The sequence below is a fragment of the Neoroseomonas terrae genome (assembly GCF_018129025.1).
Taxonomy (GTDB): Bacteria; Pseudomonadota; Alphaproteobacteria; order Acetobacterales; family Acetobacteraceae; genus Neoroseomonas; species Neoroseomonas terrae.
Window position 1 is genome coordinate 115,737 of record NZ_JAAEDI010000005.1, and the last position, 17,344, is coordinate 133,080.

Consider the following 17,344-nt stretch of genomic DNA (forward strand, 5'->3'; position numbering starts at 1 on the left):
CGTCCTGGTGCCTCATGCCCGGGTGGAACGGCAAGGCGCTAAGCCATTCCCGATACTCTATCACTGATTGAATTAAGCGCGGCCCTCACGATATCCCGCCCCGGGAGCTCCACGGACGGCGCCGTATAGCCGGCAGCTTCCACACCGCGCCAAGTATCGGTTTCCAAAGGCCTTTCGGCCTTTGGTGGGGCGGGGTGCGGGGAGGGGCAAGGCCCCTCCCCGGGTCCCTTCCCTCCGCTCATCCTCCCCAGCCTGCTCTTGCGCCCGGCCCCCCGCACCCCCTACTCCCCTCCCGCGCGAGGCTGCCGCCGCACCGAGGGACTGCGATGAACTGGATTTCCGATTGGGCCCTGCCGAAGATCTCGGGCCTGTTCAAGCGGGACGTGCCGGAGAACCTCTGGCACAAGTGCCCGGCCTGCGAGCAGATGATCTTCCGTCGCGACCTCGACGCGGCGCTGCATGTCTGTCCGCATTGCGGCCACCACATGCGCATCTCCGCCCTGCGGCGGATCGAGATTACGCTCGATGCCGGCTTCTCGCGGATCGAGCTGCCGCGCGCCCCGGCGGACCCGCTGCGTTTTCGCGACCAGCGCCGGTATTCCGACCGCCTGAAGGAAGCGCAGGTGAAGTCGGCGATGGATGACGCCGTCGCCGTCGCTCACGGCACGATCGAGGGCCAGCGCGCCGTCGTCGCCGCCATGGAATTCGCCTTCATGGGTGGATCGATGGGCGCCGGCGTCGGGGAGGCGCTCGTCACCGCTGCCAAGCTCGCCGTGCTGCAGGATGCGCCGCTGATCGTCTTCACCGCCTCGGGCGGGGCGCGCATGCAGGAAGGCGCCGTGTCCCTGATGCAGATGCCGCGCACCGTCATCGCGTCGCGCATGGTGAAGGAGGCGGGGCTGCCCTTCATCGTCGTGATGTGCGACCCGACGACGGGCGGCGTCACCGCATCCTTCGCCATGCTGGGCGACATCCAGATCGCCGAGCCCGGCGCTATGATCGGCTTCGCCGGCGCGCGGGTGATCGAGCAGACGGTGCGCGAGAAGCTGCCGGAAGGCTTCCAGCGCGCGGAGTACCTGCTCGAGCACGGCATCCTTGACCTGGTGGTGAAGCGGGGGGAGATGCGGGCGACGCTCGCGCGTGTCATCGGCCTGCTGCGCGTACCGGTGCTCGCCCAGGATCCCGGGCCGACGCTGGAGGCACCGCCCGATCCGCCTGCCGTCGAGGAGACGCCCGCGCCGGCCCAGGGGTGATCCCGATGTCGCGTGCCGAGGCCATCATCGACCGCCTGCACGCGCTGCATCCGAAGCTGATCGACCTCAGCCTGGACCGGATGCATCGCGCGCTGGCGAAGCTCGGCCATCCCGAGCGCAACCTGCCGCCGGTGATCCATGTGGCGGGCACGAACGGCAAGGGGTCGACCTGCGCCTTCACCCGCGCCATCGCCGAAGCCGCCGGGCAGCGGGTGCATGTCTACACCTCCCCGCATCTGGTGCGGTTCCATGAGCGCATCCGCCTGGCCGGTGAGCTGGTGAGCGAGGAAGCGCTGACCGCCGCGCTGGAGGAGGTCGAGGCCGTCAATGCCGGCGACCCCATCACCGTCTTCGAAGTGACGACCGCCGTCGCGCTGCTGCTGTTCAGCCGCGTGCCGGCGGATCTGCTGGTGCTGGAAGTCGGGCTCGGCGGCATCTACGACGCGACGAATGTGGTCGACCGGCCGGCGGCGACGGCGATCGCCAGCATTTCCATGGACCACATGGAATTCCTCGGCGACCGGCTGGAAGGCATCGCCGGCGAGAAGGCCGGCATCATGAAGGCCGGCGTGCCCTGCGCGACGGGGCTCCAGGATCCGGCGGCGATGGCCGTGCTGGAGCGCGTGGCGATGGAACGCGGCGCGGCGCTGCTGGCGCGGGGGCGCGACTGGCGCTGCGAGTTCGCGGGGGGCGGCCTGCGCTACGCCGATGCACGCGGTGTGCTGGACCTGCCACATCCATCGCTGCCCGGCCCGCACCAGGCGGACAATGGCGGTATCGCCATTGCCGCGCTGCGCGCCTGGAACCCCGGCTGGTTGACGGACGAGGCCATCGCGCGCGGGGTCGCTTCCGCGGAGTGGCCGGCGCGGCTGCAGCGGTTGCGCGGTGAACTGGCCCGGTCTCTGCCGGCGGGGTTCGAGCTCTGGCTCGACGGCGGCCACAATGCCGGTGCCGGCCTGGCGCTGGCGGAACACTTGGCATCGTGGCGCGACCGGCCGCTGCACCTCGTCGTCGGCATGAAGAAGGGCAAGGCGAGCGCGGAGTTTCTCCAGCCGCTGATCCCCTTCGCGACGTCGCTGACGGCCGTCGCCGAACCGGGCCAGCACCTGGCCATGGAGGTCGACGACATCGTCGCGGCGAGTGACGGCGTGGCGCGCCCCGGCCCGACGGTGGCCGAGGCCCTGGCCCGCATCGCCAAGGAGGACGCGCCGGGGCGCATCCTCATCTGCGGGAGCCTCTACCTCGCTGGCGAGGTGCTGAAGGCCGAGGCCGGCTGACCGGCGCTAAACCTGCGCGACAACGGTGAAAGGCGAAGCCGGTCCACCGGACGAAGGTCAGGAAAGGGCGCTGCAGCTTGCTCCGGTCAGCGCGGGCGCTGACCGAGACGAACAGCCGGTCGCTAGGCTTCGACGGACCGACCGCACCGAGGGGAGCGTGTCCGGCAGGCGACAGGGCGCGCCAATGCCGGCACGATGTCGGAGGTGCCGAAGGCCCTGGCTTGATCGGGGTCCATCGTTCTCTCCAAGCGGGCCGCTCGGCCTACGCCTGCTTCCGCTCGATCAGCTCACGCCGGATCTTCCGTCCGCGCCGGATGCGGTCCTCGATGAACTCCGCCTGGCCGTAGCGTACTGCGCGGCCGAGCGCGTGCGCGTCCTCGCTGAAGCGCGCCAGCATCTCCAGCAGCGCCTCGCGGTTGTTGAGGAAGATGTCGCGCCACATGTCGACATCCGACCCGGCGATGCGGGTGAAATCGCGGAAGCCGGAGGCGGCGAAGTTCAGCACGGCCTCCTTCGTCTCCTCGGCCAAATCATCCGCCGTGCCGCAGATGGTGAAGGCAATCAGGTGCGGCAGGTGGGACACCATCGCGACGACCTTGTCGTGCGTGACGGGATCGAGCGTCTCGATCATCGACCCGCAGCGGCGCCACATCTCGCGGATCTTCTCCACCGCCTCGGGATCGGCACCGGGCAGCGGCGTGACGATGGCGTAGCGGCCCTCGAACAGTTCAGGGAAGCCGGCATCCGGGCCGGAATGCTCGGTGCCGGCCATCGGGTGCGCCGGGATCAGCTGCACGCCCTCCGGCAGCAGCGGCGTCAGGTCGCGCACCACGCTGCCCTTGGTCGAACCCACATCCGTCAGGATGCAGCCCTTCGCCAGATGCGGCGCGATCCGCCGCATCACCGCGGCATAGACCCCGACCGGCACGCAGAGCACGACGCAGTCGCAGCCCTCGACGGCCTTGCCGATGTCATCCTCGACCACGTCGACGATGCCGAGCTCCCGCACGCGCGCCAGCGTCTGCGGCCGCCGCGCCGTCGCGACCACGGTGCGTGCGATGTCGCCGCGCTTCTGTGCGACGCGCGCGATGGAGGACCCGATCAGCCCGATGCCGATCAGGCAGAGCCGGTTGAAGATCGGCTCAGCCATGCCGCACGAACGCGGTCAGCGCCTCGATCACCATGGTGCATTCCTCAGCGGTGCCGATCGTGATGCGCAGGCATTGCGGCAGGCCGTAGCCGCCCATGGCGCGCACGATCAGACCGCGCTGCTTCATTGCGTCGTCGGCCGCCTTGGCCTTGGCACCCGTACCGAAATCGACGAGCAGGAAATTGCCCTCGCTCGGCCACACCTTGATGCCGGCCGCGGTCAGCGCATCGGTCACCTTGCCGCGCCATTCGGTGTTGTGCGCGACGGACTTCTCGATCCAACCCTTCTCGGCGAGCGCGGCTACGCCTGCGGCCATCGCCGCCGCGTTCACGTTGAACGGCCCGCGAACGCGCGACAGCACGTCAATCACCGGCGCCGGCGCATAGCACCAGCCGAGCCGCATTCCGCCCATGCCGAAGATCTTCGAGAAGGTACGCGTCATGACCGTCGTGCTCGACGAGTCCACGAGCTTCGCGCCCGCATCGTAGTCCGGCCGCGTGACGTATTCGGCATAGGCGCTGTCGAGCACCAGCAGGATGTCGTCGCGCAGCCCGAGGCGCAGGCGCTCCACTTCCGATTGCGGCAGGATCGACCCCGTCGGATTGTTGGGGTTCGCCAGGAACACCAGCCGCGTGCGCGGCCCGACCGCCGCCAGCATCCCGTCCACATCCGTGGTCAGGTTCTTCTCCGGCACCTTGATGATGCGGCAGCCGGCCCAGAGGCCGGTGATCTCATACATCAGGAAGCCGTGGGCGCTCATCACCAGCTCGGTGCCCTCGCCGCCATAGGCAAGGATCAGCAGCGCCAGCAATTCGTCGGACCCGTTGCCGACCACGATGCGCGCGGGATCCAGCCCGAAGCGCGCGCCGATCGCCTCGCGGATCGCCTTCGCGCCGCCATCCGGGTAGCGGTGCGCCTCGGCCGCCATGGCGCGGATCGCCTCGATCGCACCGGGCGGCGGGCCGAAGGGGCCTTCGTTGGAGGACAGCTTCACGATCCGGTTCACGCCCGGGATCTTGGATTCCCCGCCGACATAGGGCTCGACCGCCAGGATGGAGGGGCGCGGCACGACGGTCATGCTGGGTCTCCGGCAACCGGCGCGGCATAGGCGCCGAGAATGGTGCGCCGCGGCCAGGGCAGCGCCGCAAGACGCGGGTCGCCGGGCGCGAGGAAACCCTCGATCTCCGCCAGGGCGAGCGTGCCGTCCTCCGACCGCGCCAGCAGCAGCGACGGCACGGACAGGCCCGCCTCGGCCAGCGTGTGGGCGATCGCGGTGCGGGAGACGCGGTTCGCCGCCTCAAGCAACACGAGGGTGCGGTCCTCGCCCGACGGATCGGGCGGCGTCGGCGCGACGACGAGCGCGCCCGCGCCATCATTGGCCGCCATGAAGGGCAGCCGGGCGACCACCTGCAGGCGTGGAGCATCCAGGAGCGCCCACCAGGCCGTCTCGGCGGGGTCACCTTCCGAGGGCATCGGCAGCACGGCCACCGAGGCTTCGCCGTCGCTGACGGCCGCCAGGGCGCGGAACGGCGTGGGATGCAGGCGAACCGGCGTGATCGGCCCGAAATGCTCGCGCGTCAGCCGCGCCTCGTCGGCATGGGCATCGGCCGAGAAGACGGCGACCGAGAAGGCACCCTGGATGGCGGTGCTCGCCATGAACACCTCCCGCCAGATGCGCACGATGCGGTCCCGCCCCAACGGGCCGGTGTGGCGGGCAAGCAGGCGACGCAGCACCACGGCCTCCCGCCCCGGGCGGAGCGGGGACCCGCTGCCCTTGGCGCGGCTGCCGGCGAGACGCCCGACCACCTGGGAGCGCTCCATCAGCAGGTCGTGCATCGCGTCATCGATCGCGTCGATCTCGGCGCGGAGGGCGGCGATCTCCGGGGCGGCCGGGGGCAGGGCGGGGGTATCGGGCATGGGTGCGATTCCAATAGACGGCGCCGCGCAGCCCGCCAAGCGGCTGCGCGGCGTGATGGCCGTTGCGGTCGGGAACCACCGGCCCTAATGCTGCCGGCCCCATGTCCCAGGCGATCGCCCCCTTCCCCGAGGTGGACCACCAGCACGCCGTCTTCGCTGACGGCATGCCGCTGGATTGCGGCGCGGTGCTGGTGCCGATGACCGTCGCCTACCGCACCTATGGCACGCTGAACGCCGCGAAGACGAATGCCGTGCTGGTCTGCCATGCGCTGACCGGGGACCAGTACTTGGCGGAGCCGAGCCCCGTCACCGGCAAATCCGGCTGGTGGGAGAGCATCGTCGGCCCCGGCAAGCCGCTCGACACCGATCGCTACTTCCTGATCTGCGCCAATGTCCTGGGCGGCTGCATGGGCTCGACCGGGCCGCGCAGCGAGATGACCGATGCCGAGGGGCGCGGCCTCGGCCGCCCCTGGGGCACCGATTTCCCGCAGGTGACGATCCGCGACATGGTCCGCGCGCAGAAGCGGCTGATGGAGCATCTCGGCATCGGGCGCTGGCTCGCCGTGATCGGCGGGTCGATGGGTGGGATGCAGGTGCTGGAATGGGCCGCGACATATCCGGACCATGTGCTCGCCGCCGCGCCCATCGCCTGCGCGGCGCATCACTCCGCGCAGAACATCGCCTTCCACGAGGTCGGCCGCCAGGCGATCCATGGCGACCCCGACTGGCGCGGCGGGCGCTACTGGGAGGATGGGCGGATCCCGGCCCGGGGCCTCGCCGTGGCGCGGATGGTCGCGCACATCACCTATCTGTCGGAACAGGCGCTGACGCGGAAGTTCGGGCGGCGGCTGCGCGGCGCGAATGCGCTGACCTTCCTCGAGGACGTGTTCGAGGTGGAGAGCTATCTGCGCCACCAGGGCTCGACCTTCGTGCGGCGGTTCGACGCGAATTCCTACCTGACCATCACGCGCGCGATGGATTTCTTCGACCTGGCATCCGAGCATGAGGGCGACCTGTCGGCAGCGTTCAGGGGCACGGCAACACGGTTCTTCCTGGCGTCCTTCAGCAGCGACTGGCTGTTCCCGACGAGCGAGAGCCGCGCAACGGTGCGCGCGCTGAACGCGGCCGGCGCGAGCGTGAGCTTCGTCGAGATCGAGAGCGACAAGGGGCACGACGCCTTCCTGCTGGAGGAACCGGGGTTCCATGCGGCGCTGGGGGGGTTCCTGAAGGGCGCGGCGGAGAAGGCGAGCGTCTGACGAACGGCCTTACGCCCGCGCAAGCGCGGCGAGCACGGCGATGCCGAAGACCGACAACAGGACGGCGACGCGCCACCAGGGCACGGCGCCGCGCCGCGCCGGCGACAGCAGGCGCCAGCACCAGGCGGCGTGGAAGCACCATCCGACCGCCAGGACAGCAAGCGGCAGGACCGTCTGCACCACGCGGCCCGGCGCGCCCCCCGGGGACAAGGTCATCGCGTAGAACGCGGCCATAGCCAGCGAATACGGCGCGAGCGCAAGGAAGCAGCCCTTCACATGCGCGCCTTGCCATTCATCGGCGAGGCCGGGCGGAACGTCATCCTGCAGCGCAGCCATCACCACGCCGAACAGCATCGCGACCGGCACGCTGCCCATGATGACAAGCGGCCCCAGCCCGAGCAGCGCCATGCCCGCGACCGGCGCGACGGCGCCGGTCAGAACGCCGAGGATGGCCAAGGCGAGAAAGGCACGCGTGAGATGCCGGCTGACCAGGAAGAACCAGGCAAAGACATAGGGCAGCGGCGCCAGCCAGAGCCAGGCCACCGTCCAGTGCAGCGGGCCGGTGTAGTCGCCGGGGCGGTGATAGGGCGGTGGGGCGCCGATCAGGACGGAAGCTGCGATCCAGGCGAGGAGACAGGCTCCGCCAAGACCCACGGCGTAGGCGACAGGTGACGTCGCGGCCGATGTCCGGTGGGCGACGCTGGTGAGTGCATCCGCCATGGGCACATTATCGTCCCGTCGTTGCGGAACTGCTACCGTTCTTCGCTGAAGCGAGGCTTGCCGCGGCAAAGCCGGGGCCTTATGCCCGGAGGGATACCTGCGTCGCGTGTCCAGGACCATGCCCGAAGCCCCCGCCGACATCCGCTACGTCGCCAAGAACATGCGGCTCGACCTCCGCCTGATCGCGGAAATGATCCCAGCCGGCGCCAAGGTGCTCGACATCGGCTGCGGTGACGGCGCGCTGATCGAACATCTCACGCGTGAGAAGCAGGCCGATGCGCGCGGCATCGAGATCGACATGGCCGAGGTGACAAAGGCCGTTTCCTCCGGCCTCGCGGTCATCCATGGCGATGCCGACAACGACCTCGCCTTCTACCCGGATGGCGGCTTCGACTTCGTGGTGCTGTCGCGCACGTTGCAGGCGGTGGAGAAGCCGCGCGAGGTGCTGCGCCAGATGCTGCGCATCGGGCGGAACGCCATCGTCTCCTTTCCGAATTTCGGCCATTGGCAAATGCGCTGGCGCCTGCTCCGCAACGGGCGCATGCCCGACACCGACACCTGGAACCGTCCCTGGTACGAGACGCCCAACATCCATCCGTGCACCATCCTCGACTTCTTCGCGCTGTGCGAGATGGACGGCTATCGGGTGGAGAAATGGCTCGCGGTGGATGAGCGCGGGCTGAAGGCGCCGTGGCGCCGCTCGGTGCGGCTGGCCAACCTGTTCGGCGAACAGGCGCTGTTCCAATTGAGCCGCGCGGGCTGAAGTCGGGCCGTGTGGCCAGGACGGGTCAGTGCAGCGGGAGCAACGGCATGAAGACAGCGGCACCCGACCGCCGCGGCGCGGCACCCGGCCCGGCCGGGGACAGGATCGTCGCCGCCTGCGCTGCGTGGTCCGCCGCTTCCGTCACGCCGAGCCTGCGACACTCGGCCTCGACATAGGCCAGCATCATCAGGATAGCGCTCTTGTCCGTGCGCTCCTCGTCATGTTCAGAAACGGGCATTACCGCATCCATGATCGAACTCTCAACGCCCCGCCTGTCGGGCACCAGCGCTTTCGTGAGGTGGGCGCAAGAGTCCTTTAACGCTGCAATGGCGGTAGCCGACAGGGTCCTGACGCTTGGAAAACCGCGATTGACGCCGTTTTCACGGCAGTCTCGCGCTGCTGATGAAAAGCCGCACGCAGCGCTTGCGCAGCGTTAAAGTTCTGTTCAGCGACTTGCACGGATTACGCGCAGGTCATGCACGGCTCTACGCGTCACCGTTGATACGGCACCTGTTCCGGCCAGACGAGGGGCCGTAGTCGCAGCAGCGGGAACCGCGCCACCGTCACCACGCCGCCTTCGACACCGAAGGGCACATCGACGCGCGGCGTGCCGCCATCTGCGGGTGGTCGCGCCATCATGCCGAGCACCGCCTGCGCCGCCGTTGCCGTACCCGATTCGATCATCCCGGCGCCGGCAAGCGCAGCGACCGCGGCGGCCGGCTGTTCCAGCACGAGGTCCCCGCTACCCGCCGGCTGCAACGCCGCGTCCAGCCGCAATACGGCGCGTAGCGTGCCGGCCAGCGGCCCCCAGCGCAGGGACAGTTCGCGCAGGTCGAGCGCACCGCCTCCGGCGCGCCACGCCTGCGCCATGTCGCGCGGGGACAGCGGCACCGGCGGCGGCGGCAGGCCGGTCAGGCGCGCGTCGATCGAGGCATGCGCGATCTGCCGGCCGAAGGCGGCAGCGTCCGGCACGGGGGGCAGCGTCATCCGCCATGCCTCGATCCACAGGCCGAGGCCGGGCTCGTTCAGCGGTGAGCCCGGCGTGGCGCGTGCCTCGATGCGCTCGGCGGCGAGGGGCCCGGACGGCGTCATCGCCTGCAACCCCTGCAGCAGCAGCTCGGCCGGGCGCTGGCCGCCGCGCTGGTCGAGCGGCAGCAGCAGTTCCAGCCGTGCCGCGGTATAGGGCACCGTCACGCCACCGCTCGCGATCCGCTGCTGCCCCGAAGCGGCAATCAAAAGACGGTCGATCCGCGGCGGCCCGATCGACAGCTCGACGCGCTCGGCATCCCAGACGAAGCCCTGCGGCAGTGTCGGCGTCCATCCGGCGATGCGCACGCCCGGCACGACGAGCCTTGCGGAGAACGGCCATCCGGCCCGCTGCGGCAGCTCGTGCTCCACGTCCCAGCCGCGGGCACGCTGCAGCGTCACCCAATCCGACAGCGCCACGGTCATCACGCCGGTCAGCCAGAACCACGCCAGGCCATGCGCCAGCCCGGCGAGCACGAGGACGGACAACAGCGTGAACCCCACGCCTCGCAGGGCACGGCGGCGACCGGGCCGGGCCGTCGGCTTGGCGCTCATCATGCCGCGCCCTATAGAGCAGAAGCCCCGTTGGCGTAATCACCCGGCCGGGCGACAGCAAAGGGCTGGCGAGGCTGCCGTGAGCCGTCGCGAGAGGGCCACGAATGCATCAGGACGATGTGCGCGACAGCCTCGATGCCGACGGGCATCTCTACGTCTTCGCCTATGGCTCGCTGATCTGGCGCCCGGGCTTCGCCCATGTGGCGACGCATCCGGCTCTCCTGCGCGGCTTCCACCGCCGTTTCTGCCTGTGGTCGCATTATTATCGCGGCACGCCGGAACGGCCGGGACTGGTGCTCGGCCTCGACCGAGGCGGCGCCTGCCGCGGGCTCGCCTTCGGCGTTGCGGCCACGGAAGCCGCGGCGGTGCTCGCCTATCTCGATGAGCGGGAACTGCCGGACGGCGCGGAGCAGGTCTATCACCGCCGCCTGCTGCCGCTGCGGCTGGTCGGATCGGGGCGCGTCGTACGCGCCGTCACCTATGTCGCGAACAGGGACTGCGGGCTCTATTGCGGACGGCTGCCGGCCGAACGCGCGGCGGCGGCGATCGCCGAAGGCCACGGCCGCATGGGGGCGAACCGCGACTACCTGCTGAACACCCTCGCGCATCTGCAAGCGATGGGGGTGCGCGATGCGGGGCTGGACCGCATCGCGGGGCTGATGTCAGCGCTTGCGCCGGTGCCAGCCTGAACGGGACAGTAGCCGCGCAAGCCAAGCCCAAGGGTGGTCGTGATGCCGAGCCTGTCTGATCGCCGAGTCCTGCGTTCGCATCGGAGGGGCTCCGCCCCTCCGAACCTCCCCGCCAGGATGCTGGGCATCCTGGACCGCAATCTGCCGGCGCAGGGCAGGATAGACGCTGTGCGGCCCGCCGAGCGCGCTTCGTGCGCAAAGGCGGGTCTCCGCGCCGTTGTGATGTTTGCACTCAGCGCGGGGTTGAGGTTTGCAGGGGCCCTTCGGCCGATGCAGGTGGCCTTCACCCTGGCACGGTTCGGCGGTGCAAAGTCCCTGCATTTCGCTGCCCTGCTTTTCCTAGTTGCCTGCGCCGCCGCACCACCTGCCAGCCCCCCGCCTCAGGCCGCCCCGCCGCCGCCCGTCTTGTCCAGCCTGGCCGCCTTCGCGACGGTGCGCGTCTTCGATGCCGCGACGCGGCAGGTGGTGCTGGAAACCGCGGGCGGGTCGATCATCGACATGACGGCGGCGCAGCGCGTCCGCAGCCTTGGTGCGATCAGGCAAGGCGCGCGGGTGGTCGTCGAATACGATGCGAATGGCGCGGTGCGGATCGCGCCCGCCGCGCGGCTGACCGCCGCGCAGGCCACGGGTCGGATACGCGCGACAGTGCGGGGGGTCGCCGTCGGCGGCAACAACCTGCTGCTGACGATGTCGGACGGCACCGAACAGGAGGTTGCCCTCGACTACCCGCCGATGATGGCCTTCGCCACGCGCCTGCGGCCGGGGGACGAGGTGGCGGTCAGCCTTGCCCGGTCAATGGATGGCGGCTGACGGCGCTTACCAGAGCCGCATCAGGCATCTCCGATGCTCCTGGCTCGCGCGTATTGCCGACCACGCACAGCTGGGTAGCCGAGACGAGGCGGCTTCTGCTGCTGCGCGACCCTATTCTGCCGCCAGGCCGTGGCGCCGTCGCGGCTGAAGCGGCCGATCGCCGCGCATCCGCGCTACTCCACCACCGATCCCGGATCGCAATTCGCCCCGCACACCACCACGCCGATCCGTGCGCCCTTCGGTGGCGTCCAGGCGCCGCCGAGCACGGCGGCCAGCGCGGTCGCACCGCCCGGCTCCGCCACGACGCGCAGCCTGTCCCACAACCAGCGCTGGGTGTTGCGGATCACCATGTCCTGCAGCACCACGGACCGGCCGCCGACCTCCATCATCACCTCGAAGGCCAGGTCGCCGACGCGGCGCGCGCCGAGGCTGTCCGCGGCGATGCCGCCGGCCGGCGCATCGATCGGCTGGCCCGCGAAGCCCGCCATGAACAGCGTCGGGCATTCCTCCGGCTCGGCGATCACCATCTGCACCCGGTTGCGATACCAGGAGGCAATGCCGCCATAGAGCCCGCCGCCCCCCGCCGCGACCGCCACATGCGTCAGGTCGGGCGCGTCGGCTTCCAGCTCCATGCCGATGGTGCCCTGCCCGGCCAGCACCTCATCCTGGTCGTAGGCATGAACGATCAGCGCGCCGGTCTCGGCGGCGCGGGTCTCGCTGGCCATTCGCGCCTCGTTGTAGGTCGGCCCGCCCACGGTCAGCGTCGCACCGGTGGCGGCGATGCGGGCGCGCTTGGCCTCCGCGGCGATCTCGGGGACGAAGATCTCGGCCTTGATGCCCAGCACCTGGGCGGCATGCGCAACCGCCAGGCCGTGGTTGCCGCCCGAGGCCGCGATCACCCCGGCCTTCGGCACCTCGGCCGAGAGGATGCGATTGAACGCACCGCGCGGCTTGAAGGAGCCGGTGACCTGAAGCTGTTCCAGCTTCAGGACCAGCGGGTTCTCCAGCCCCGTCTCCGCCGGCGAGAGCGTGATGACCGGCGTGCGGCGGATATGCGGGGCGATGCGGTCCGCGGCGGCGCGGATGGCGTCCTGGGTCGGCATGGGCCGGGAAGGTGGCATTGGCGCGAGCGTCCGGCAACGCCGTCCGGGGAGTCATGTTGCTGTGCTTTCCCCGGTGCCCCATTTCTGCCACTGTCCGCCGCCTGAACGGACTGTCACGTTGGGATGTTGCTTCACGGAAGCTGTGTTTCGCGCGACGCGGCGGCGGTTCTGCTGCTGGGGCCACCGGGCTCCGGCAAGTCGGACCTGTCGTTGCGGCTGATCGGACAAGGCTGGGCCCTGGTGGCGGACGACCAGGTGACCATCGATGGGGTCGCGGTTGCGGCACCCCCCGCGCTGCGGGGAATGCTGGAGGTCCGGGGCCTGGGGGTTTTCGAAGGATTGGCGGTGGCCCAGGAGGCTCGACTGGCGCTGGTGGTGGAACTGGTTGCGCGCGATGCGGTGACACGGCTGCCGGTGCCCGGGCAATGGGGCCCGGCGGGGGTGCCGCGCGTGGCGCTGCACGGGTTCGACGCAGCGGCACCGGAAAAGATCGGCCTCGCGCTCGACGCCGCGCTCGGCCGCGTGGCGCAGCGCGCCGGGGCCTTCGCGGCATGATCGAGGCCGCCGAGGCGCCGCGCCGCCAGGTCGTGCTGGTGACCGGCCTGTCGGGGGCCGGCAAGGCCTCGATCCTGCGGGTGCTCGAGGATCTCGGCTACGAGACGGTGGACAACCCGCCGCTCAGCGTCATCGAGGCGGTGGTGGGGGATGGCGACCAGCCGCTCGCCGCCGGGGTGGACAGCCGGACGCGGGACTTCGACGGGCCGGCGGCCATCCGCCTTCTGGAACGGTTGCGCCTGCGCCCGGACATCCAGGTGACGCTGGTCTTCGCCACCGCCGAGGCGGACGTGCTGCTGCGCCGCTTCACCGAGACGCGGCGGCGCCACCCGCTGGCCCCGGGCGGGCCGCTCGGCTACAGCGTCGCTGAAGGCATCGCGCGGGAGGCCGCGCTGCTGGCCCGGCTGCGCGCGGCGGCAGACATGGTCGTCGATACCTCGGATCTGCCGCTGCCGGAGCTGCGGCGGATGATCGAACGCCGCTTCGGCATCGAGGGCGCGCCGGGGATGGGCGTATCGGTGCTGTCCTTCGCCTTCCCGAAGGGCCTGCCGCGGGAGGCCGACCTGGTCTTCGACCTGCGCTTCCTGCGCAACCCGCATTACGTCGACGCGCTGCGACCGCTGACCGGGCGCGACCCGGCGGTCGCCGCCTATATCGAGGCCGATGCGGATTTCGCGCCTTTCATGCGCTGCATGACCGATATGCTGGGGCCGCTCTTGCCCCGCTACGCCCAGGAGGGAAAGAAGTACCTCACCATCGCGCTAGGGTGCACCGGCGGAAAGCATCGGTCGGTCCTGGCGGCGGAACGGTTGGCACACCATCTTCACACCAACGGCTGGCGGGTGGAATTGCACCACCGGGAGCTTACGGCCGGCGCGACGCCGGGGACCCAACGCGACGATGTCGCGGCGGCGTCCCAGGCAGGATCGCGCTTTGCCGGCCGCGACGCGGGGCGGGAGGCCCTGACACAGGTATCATGATCGGAATGGTTCTGGTCACGCACGGCCGTTTGGCCGAGGAACTGCGGCACGCCATGGAGCACGTGGTTGGTCCGCAGCAGGGCGTGGCAACGGTCTGCATCGGCGCCGACGACGATCTGGAGCACACCCGTGCCGACATCCGTCGCTCGGTGGACGCGGTGGATCAGGGCGACGGGGTCGTGGTGCTGACGGATATGTTTGGCGGTACCCCATCGAACCTCGCCATGCAGATCGCCAATGGCGACCGCCCGGTGGAGGTGTTGGCAGGGGTGAACCTGCCGCTGCTGATCAAGCTGGCGAAACTTCGCGGCAGCGAGCCACTCGCCGAGGCGGTTGACCACGCCCTGGCGGCGGGGCGCAAATACATCGCCAGCGGTAGGGAAGTGGCGGCCGGAGCCGCCGCCGTGCCGCCGCCGGCCATGAGGAGGAACGGCGCGTGAACGAGTGGCCGGATGAACCAGGCGCGCGGGTAGCGATCGATGCAGCGCCGGCCGCCGAGGGCTGCGGTTGCGATCCGGGGGATTCGGGCATGGTGCTCCGGCGCAGTGTCGTCGTTCCGAACAGCCGCGGCCTGCATGCGCGCGCCGCCGCCAAGCTGGTCACCACCGCTGAGCGCTTCTCCGCCTGCGTGAGCGTCGTCCGCAATGGCGACAAGGTGCCTGCCTGCTCCATCATGGGGCTGATGATGCTGGGTGCGGGCAAGGGAGCCGAGGTGACGATCGAGGCCGAAGGCTGGGATGCCAAGGAGGCCCTCGACGCGGTCGCTGGCCTGGTCGAAGCCGGCTTCCATGAAGACTGAGACGTCGAGGACGCGAAAGGCCAAGCTGCCCGAGGTCGCCGTCCCGGGCATTCCCGTCTCGCATGGCGTGGCGATCGGCCTCGTCTACGACACCACCGAGCCGCCCAGCGAGGTTACCCGGCGGACCATCGGCCAGAACGACGTGGACGGGGAGAAGCAGAAGCTCGCCGGCGCGGTGGCCTTCTCCCGCAAGCAGATCGGCAAGCTCAAGACCCGCATCGGCATCCTGCCCGAGGAAGCGCAGGAGGAGATCGAGCCGCTGCTCGACGCGCATCTGATGATGCTCGGCAATTCGCGGCTGATCCGTGGCGCGCGCAAGCGCATCGAGGCGGAGCTGCTCGGCGCCGAAACCGCGGTGCTCGAGGAATCCGAGGAGATCCAGGCGACGATCCTCGCCGCGAAGGACGACGACAAGGCCGGGCTGGCGCGCCGCGCCGCGGAGGTGCGGGACATCGCCCGCCGGCTGATCCGCAACCTGACCGCGACGCCGTTCCGCAGCTTCAAGGATCTGCCTGAGGGCTGCATCCTGGTTGCCGAGGAACTGACGCCAGCCGATGCCGCGCTGCTGGACCCGTCCCGTGTTGCGGGCGTGGCAACCGAAGAAGGCGGGACGGACGGCCACACGGCGATCATGCTTCGGGCGCTCGGCATCCCCGCGGTGCTCGGCGCCCATGGGCTGACAGAGGCCACGAAGCGTGGGGACCAGGCGGTGCTGGACGGCACGGCGGGCGTCGTTTCGATCAGCCCGACCACGGCCACCCTGAACGCAGCGAAGGAACGGCTTGCGGCCTTCGCCAAGGAACGGGCGAAGCTGTCGAAGCTGCGCCGCCTGCCCGCGGAGACCACGGATGGCGAGCTGGTCGAGCTGCAGGCCAACATGGAGATCCCGCAGGAACTGCCGCTGATCGCGCAGGCGGGCGCGATGGGCATCGGCCTGCTGCGTACCGAGTTCCTGTTCATGAACCGCGAGGATCTGCCGGACGAGGAAGCGCAGGTCGAGGCCTATACCCAGATCGTCGAGGCGATGGAGGGCCAGCCGGTCACCATCCGCGTGCTCGACTGGGGCGGCGAGAAGGATATGGAGGCGCTGGCCGAGGGCGTCGCGCCGGTGCATGCGGGCAGCAACCCCGCACTCGGGCTGCGCGGGCTGCGCATGCTGCTGAAGCGGTCGGAACTGCTGGAAGTGCAGTTCGCCGCGGTCCTGCGCGTGGCGGCCGCGAGCGGCGACGGGCATGTGCGGCTGCTGCTGCCGATGGTCACCATACCGGAGGAGGTGCGCCAGGCGCGCGAGGTCTATGACCGCGTCGCCCGCCGCCTGCGCCGCCGCGGCGAGAAGCTGCCGGAAAAGCTGCCGCCCCTCGGCGTGATGATCGAGACGCCGGGCGCCGCGCTCGCCGCCGATGCGATCGCGCTGGAGGCGGATTTCTTTGCCATCGGGACCAACGACCTCGCCATGTACACGCTGGCGGTGGACCGGTCGGAGGTCGATGTCTCCCACCTCTACGACCCGCTGCACCCGGCCGTGCTGCGGCTGGTTCAGTTCGCGACCGAGGCGGCGCTGCGGCTACGCATGCCGGTGTCGGTCTGCGGGGAGATGGCGGGCAACCCGCGGCTGACCCCGCTGCTGCTGGGGCTCGGGTTGCGGACCTTCTCGATGAACGCCTCCGCCCTGCCGCGGGTGAAGCAGGCGGTGCGTGGCCTCGACATCGGCGACTGCGCGCGCTTCGCGCGGCGGGTGATGGAGCAATCCGACCCGGCCCGCATCCGCGAGCTGGTGGCCGGCTTCGCGGAGGGGATAACGGAGCGCGCATAGCGCCCCGATTTCGCCGCCGTTTCGCCGCCGGGCCGGCTCAACCCGCCGGCAGCGTTCGCCCGGGAACAACCGGGAGTCCCGCCATGAGCCAGTTTCGACGCCTTCTCATCCTGGGCGCCTGCGCCCTGCCCCTTGCCCCCCGACCGGCGGCGGCGGAGAGCCAGTCTTCGGATTCTTCCTCCGACTGCTCGAACGGCCGCTGCACGCGGGTCGAGCGCTACACGGTTGAGGATCGCAACGGGCGGCGGACCACCACCCGTCGCGAATCCTGGCGAGAGGATGATGATCGCGGCCGGCCCGGCCAGGTGCAGGGCTGCCGGCGGCGCGACGATGACGATGATGATGACGACGATGACTGATCACCATTGCCACGGGATCGCCACGGTTGCGCCCTTTCACGGCCAGCCCCCCTACCCAATGTGAGCATTGCCAACGGCCTGAAAGGGCAACCTGATGCGAAACATCCGCCGGGCCGCCGTGACGGGACTTTTCGCCATCTGGCTCGCGCCGCTGTCGGCGACGGCGGCGACATCGAACGGGCCTTCTTTCCGAGCAGACCGACCCGTGCAGGCTGAGCGCGTCGCTGAACTGCGGCGCGATCAGGAAGACGAGGAACCTCCGCACGGCGCGCCGCGGCTGCGGGCCTGAAGCCTCCGGTCTTCACATAAAGATATCCTT

The 17,344-nt window shown here is 70.3% G+C and carries 19 protein-coding genes; 12 read left to right on the top strand and 7 right to left on the bottom strand.

The features are described from left to right. Window positions 1-326 precede the first annotated feature (326 nt). Both accD and GXW78_RS05725 read left to right on the top strand, forming a co-directional pair. The gene (gene accD / locus GXW78_RS05720; protein WP_211866879.1) at window positions 327-1,253 is read left to right on the top strand and encodes an acetyl-CoA carboxylase, carboxyltransferase subunit beta; all 927 of its coding nucleotides are present in this window, start codon (window positions 327-329) and stop codon (window positions 1,251-1,253) included. Between the two features lie 5 nt (window positions 1,254-1,258). After that, window positions 1,259-2,530, top strand: a complete 1,272-nt coding sequence (locus GXW78_RS05725; protein WP_211866881.1) for a bifunctional folylpolyglutamate synthase/dihydrofolate synthase — start codon at window positions 1,259-1,261, stop codon at window positions 2,528-2,530. Window positions 2,531-2,792: 262 nt separating this feature from the next. Here the strand turns inward: GXW78_RS05725 and GXW78_RS05730 are convergent, their stop codons facing one another. The 3 genes from GXW78_RS05730 to GXW78_RS05740 are packed head-to-tail and all read right to left on the bottom strand — an operon-like array spanning window position 2,793 to window position 5,597. Beyond that, the gene (locus GXW78_RS05730) at window positions 2,793-3,680 is read right to left on the bottom strand and encodes a prephenate/arogenate dehydrogenase family protein (RefSeq protein ID WP_211866883.1); all 888 of its coding nucleotides are present in this window, start codon (window positions 3,678-3,680) and stop codon (window positions 2,793-2,795) included. Next, window positions 3,673-4,758 carry a histidinol-phosphate transaminase gene (hisC, locus tag GXW78_RS05735; RefSeq protein WP_211866885.1) on the bottom strand — a complete coding sequence of 362 codons (1,086 nt, stop codon included), beginning with the start codon at window positions 4,756-4,758 and terminating at the stop codon, window positions 3,673-3,675. The genes GXW78_RS05730 and hisC overlap by 8 nt, the downstream gene beginning before the upstream one ends. Continuing rightward, on the bottom strand, window positions 4,755-5,597 hold the full coding sequence (locus tag GXW78_RS05740) for a chorismate mutase (protein WP_211866887.1): 843 nt from the start codon (window positions 5,595-5,597) through the stop codon (window positions 4,755-4,757). Before GXW78_RS05740 ends, hisC begins: the two co-directional genes overlap by 4 nt. 101 nt (window positions 5,598-5,698) lie before the next feature. On the opposite strand from GXW78_RS05740, the gene metX reads away from it, so the two are divergent. Then, the gene (gene metX, locus GXW78_RS05745; protein ID WP_211866889.1) at window positions 5,699-6,853 is read left to right on the top strand and encodes a homoserine O-acetyltransferase MetX; all 1,155 of its coding nucleotides are present in this window, start codon (window positions 5,699-5,701) and stop codon (window positions 6,851-6,853) included. A 9-nt stretch (window positions 6,854-6,862) separates the two neighbouring features. Here the strand turns inward: metX and GXW78_RS05750 are convergent, their stop codons facing one another. After that, a complete protein-coding gene (locus GXW78_RS05750; protein WP_211866891.1) occupies window positions 6,863-7,573 on the bottom strand; it encodes a hypothetical protein in 711 nt (236 codons plus the stop codon). A 160-nt stretch (window positions 7,574-7,733) separates the two neighbouring features. Between GXW78_RS05750 and metW the strand changes: the two genes are divergently transcribed. Next, window positions 7,734-8,336, top strand: a complete 603-nt coding sequence (metW, locus tag GXW78_RS05755; protein ID WP_211867109.1) for a methionine biosynthesis protein MetW — start codon at window positions 7,734-7,736, stop codon at window positions 8,334-8,336. A gap of 25 nt (window positions 8,337-8,361) precedes the next feature. Here the strand turns inward: metW and GXW78_RS05760 are convergent, their stop codons facing one another. Together GXW78_RS05760 and GXW78_RS05765 are read right to left on the bottom strand one after the other, a co-directional pair. Continuing rightward, window positions 8,362-8,574: a hypothetical protein gene (locus GXW78_RS05760; protein WP_211866893.1), complete on the bottom strand. Its 213-nt coding sequence runs from the start codon at window positions 8,572-8,574 to the stop codon at window positions 8,362-8,364. A gap of 254 nt (window positions 8,575-8,828) precedes the next feature. Continuing rightward, on the bottom strand, window positions 8,829-9,917 hold the full coding sequence (locus tag GXW78_RS05765) for a DUF2125 domain-containing protein (RefSeq protein WP_211866895.1): 1,089 nt from the start codon (window positions 9,915-9,917) through the stop codon (window positions 8,829-8,831). A gap of 104 nt (window positions 9,918-10,021) precedes the next feature. Here GXW78_RS05765 and GXW78_RS05770 point away from each other — a divergent pair, with 104 nt between their 5' ends. Beyond that, window positions 10,022-10,606: a gamma-glutamylcyclotransferase gene (locus GXW78_RS05770; protein ID WP_211866897.1), complete on the top strand. Its 585-nt coding sequence runs from the start codon at window positions 10,022-10,024 to the stop codon at window positions 10,604-10,606. A 405-nt stretch (window positions 10,607-11,011) separates the two neighbouring features. After that, window positions 11,012-11,416 carry a hypothetical protein gene (locus tag GXW78_RS05775; protein WP_211866899.1) on the top strand — a complete coding sequence of 135 codons (405 nt, stop codon included), beginning with the start codon at window positions 11,012-11,014 and terminating at the stop codon, window positions 11,414-11,416. A 173-nt stretch (window positions 11,417-11,589) separates the two neighbouring features. Here GXW78_RS05775 and GXW78_RS05780 read toward each other — a convergent pair whose 3' ends face one another. Further along, entirely contained in the window at window positions 11,590-12,519 is a 930-nt protein-coding gene (locus GXW78_RS05780) for a threonine/serine dehydratase (protein ID WP_211866901.1), read from the bottom strand. Between the two features lie 123 nt (window positions 12,520-12,642). Between GXW78_RS05780 and GXW78_RS05785 the strand changes: the two genes are divergently transcribed. The 6 genes from GXW78_RS05785 (at window position 12,643) to GXW78_RS05810 (ending at window position 17,025) form a co-directional block, all read left to right on the top strand. Then, entirely contained in the window at window positions 12,643-13,074 is a 432-nt protein-coding gene (locus tag GXW78_RS05785) for an HPr kinase/phosphorylase (RefSeq protein ID WP_211866903.1), read from the top strand. Continuing rightward, on the top strand, window positions 13,071-14,054 hold the full coding sequence (gene rapZ, locus GXW78_RS05790; RefSeq protein WP_211866904.1) for an RNase adapter RapZ: 984 nt from the start codon (window positions 13,071-13,073) through the stop codon (window positions 14,052-14,054). The genes GXW78_RS05785 and rapZ overlap by 4 nt, the downstream gene beginning before the upstream one ends. A gap of 5 nt (window positions 14,055-14,059) precedes the next feature. After that, a complete protein-coding gene (locus GXW78_RS05795) occupies window positions 14,060-14,494 on the top strand; it encodes a PTS sugar transporter subunit IIA (RefSeq protein WP_456307077.1) in 435 nt (144 codons plus the stop codon). A gap of 89 nt (window positions 14,495-14,583) precedes the next feature. Then, window positions 14,584-14,853, top strand: coding sequence for an HPr family phosphocarrier protein (locus GXW78_RS05800; RefSeq protein ID WP_211867113.1), 270 nt, complete (start codon window positions 14,584-14,586; stop codon window positions 14,851-14,853). After that, complete coding sequence (gene ptsP / locus GXW78_RS05805; RefSeq protein WP_211866906.1) at window positions 14,843-16,666, top strand: phosphoenolpyruvate--protein phosphotransferase; 1,824 nt, start codon at window positions 14,843-14,845, stop codon at window positions 16,664-16,666. Before GXW78_RS05800 ends, ptsP begins: the two co-directional genes overlap by 11 nt. An 83-nt stretch (window positions 16,667-16,749) precedes the next feature. Beyond that, complete coding sequence (locus tag GXW78_RS05810; protein ID WP_211866907.1) at window positions 16,750-17,025, top strand: hypothetical protein; 276 nt, start codon at window positions 16,750-16,752, stop codon at window positions 17,023-17,025. Window positions 17,026-17,344: the final 319 nt, after the last annotated feature.

Coding starts and splice junctions, on each gene's coding strand:
- rapZ (WP_211866904.1), top strand. CDS start 13,071: ATGATCGAGGCCGCCGAGGCGCCGCGCCGCCAGGTCGTGCTGGTGACC.
- GXW78_RS05800 (WP_211867113.1), top strand. CDS start 14,584: ATGGTGCTCCGGCGCAGTGTCGTCGTTCCGAACAGCCGCGGCCTGCAT.
- GXW78_RS05780 (WP_211866901.1), bottom strand. CDS start 12,519: ATGCCGACCCAGGACGCCATCCGCGCCGCCGCGGACCGCATCGCCCCG.
- metW (WP_211867109.1), top strand. CDS start 7,734: ATGCGGCTCGACCTCCGCCTGATCGCGGAAATGATCCCAGCCGGCGCC.
- GXW78_RS05730 (WP_211866883.1), bottom strand. CDS start 3,680: ATGGCTGAGCCGATCTTCAACCGGCTCTGCCTGATCGGCATCGGGCTG.
- GXW78_RS05795 (WP_456307077.1), top strand. CDS start 14,060: ATGGTTCTGGTCACGCACGGCCGTTTGGCCGAGGAACTGCGGCACGCC.
- GXW78_RS05765 (WP_211866895.1), bottom strand. CDS start 9,917: ATGAGCGCCAAGCCGACGGCCCGGCCCGGTCGCCGCCGTGCCCTGCGA.
- GXW78_RS05810 (WP_211866907.1), top strand. CDS start 16,750: ATGAGCCAGTTTCGACGCCTTCTCATCCTGGGCGCCTGCGCCCTGCCC.
- GXW78_RS05770 (WP_211866897.1), top strand. CDS start 10,022: ATGCATCAGGACGATGTGCGCGACAGCCTCGATGCCGACGGGCATCTC.
- GXW78_RS05725 (WP_211866881.1), top strand. CDS start 1,259: ATGTCGCGTGCCGAGGCCATCATCGACCGCCTGCACGCGCTGCATCCG.
- metX (WP_211866889.1), top strand. CDS start 5,699: ATGTCCCAGGCGATCGCCCCCTTCCCCGAGGTGGACCACCAGCACGCC.
- GXW78_RS05785 (WP_211866903.1), top strand. CDS start 12,643: ATGTTGCTTCACGGAAGCTGTGTTTCGCGCGACGCGGCGGCGGTTCTG.
- ptsP (WP_211866906.1), top strand. CDS start 14,843: ATGAAGACTGAGACGTCGAGGACGCGAAAGGCCAAGCTGCCCGAGGTC.
- GXW78_RS05750 (WP_211866891.1), bottom strand. CDS start 7,573: ATGGCGGATGCACTCACCAGCGTCGCCCACCGGACATCGGCCGCGACG.
- GXW78_RS05760 (WP_211866893.1), bottom strand. CDS start 8,574: ATGCCCGTTTCTGAACATGACGAGGAGCGCACGGACAAGAGCGCTATC.
- hisC (WP_211866885.1), bottom strand. CDS start 4,758: ATGACCGTCGTGCCGCGCCCCTCCATCCTGGCGGTCGAGCCCTATGTC.
- accD (WP_211866879.1), top strand. CDS start 327: ATGAACTGGATTTCCGATTGGGCCCTGCCGAAGATCTCGGGCCTGTTC.
- GXW78_RS05740 (WP_211866887.1), bottom strand. CDS start 5,597: ATGCCCGATACCCCCGCCCTGCCCCCGGCCGCCCCGGAGATCGCCGCC.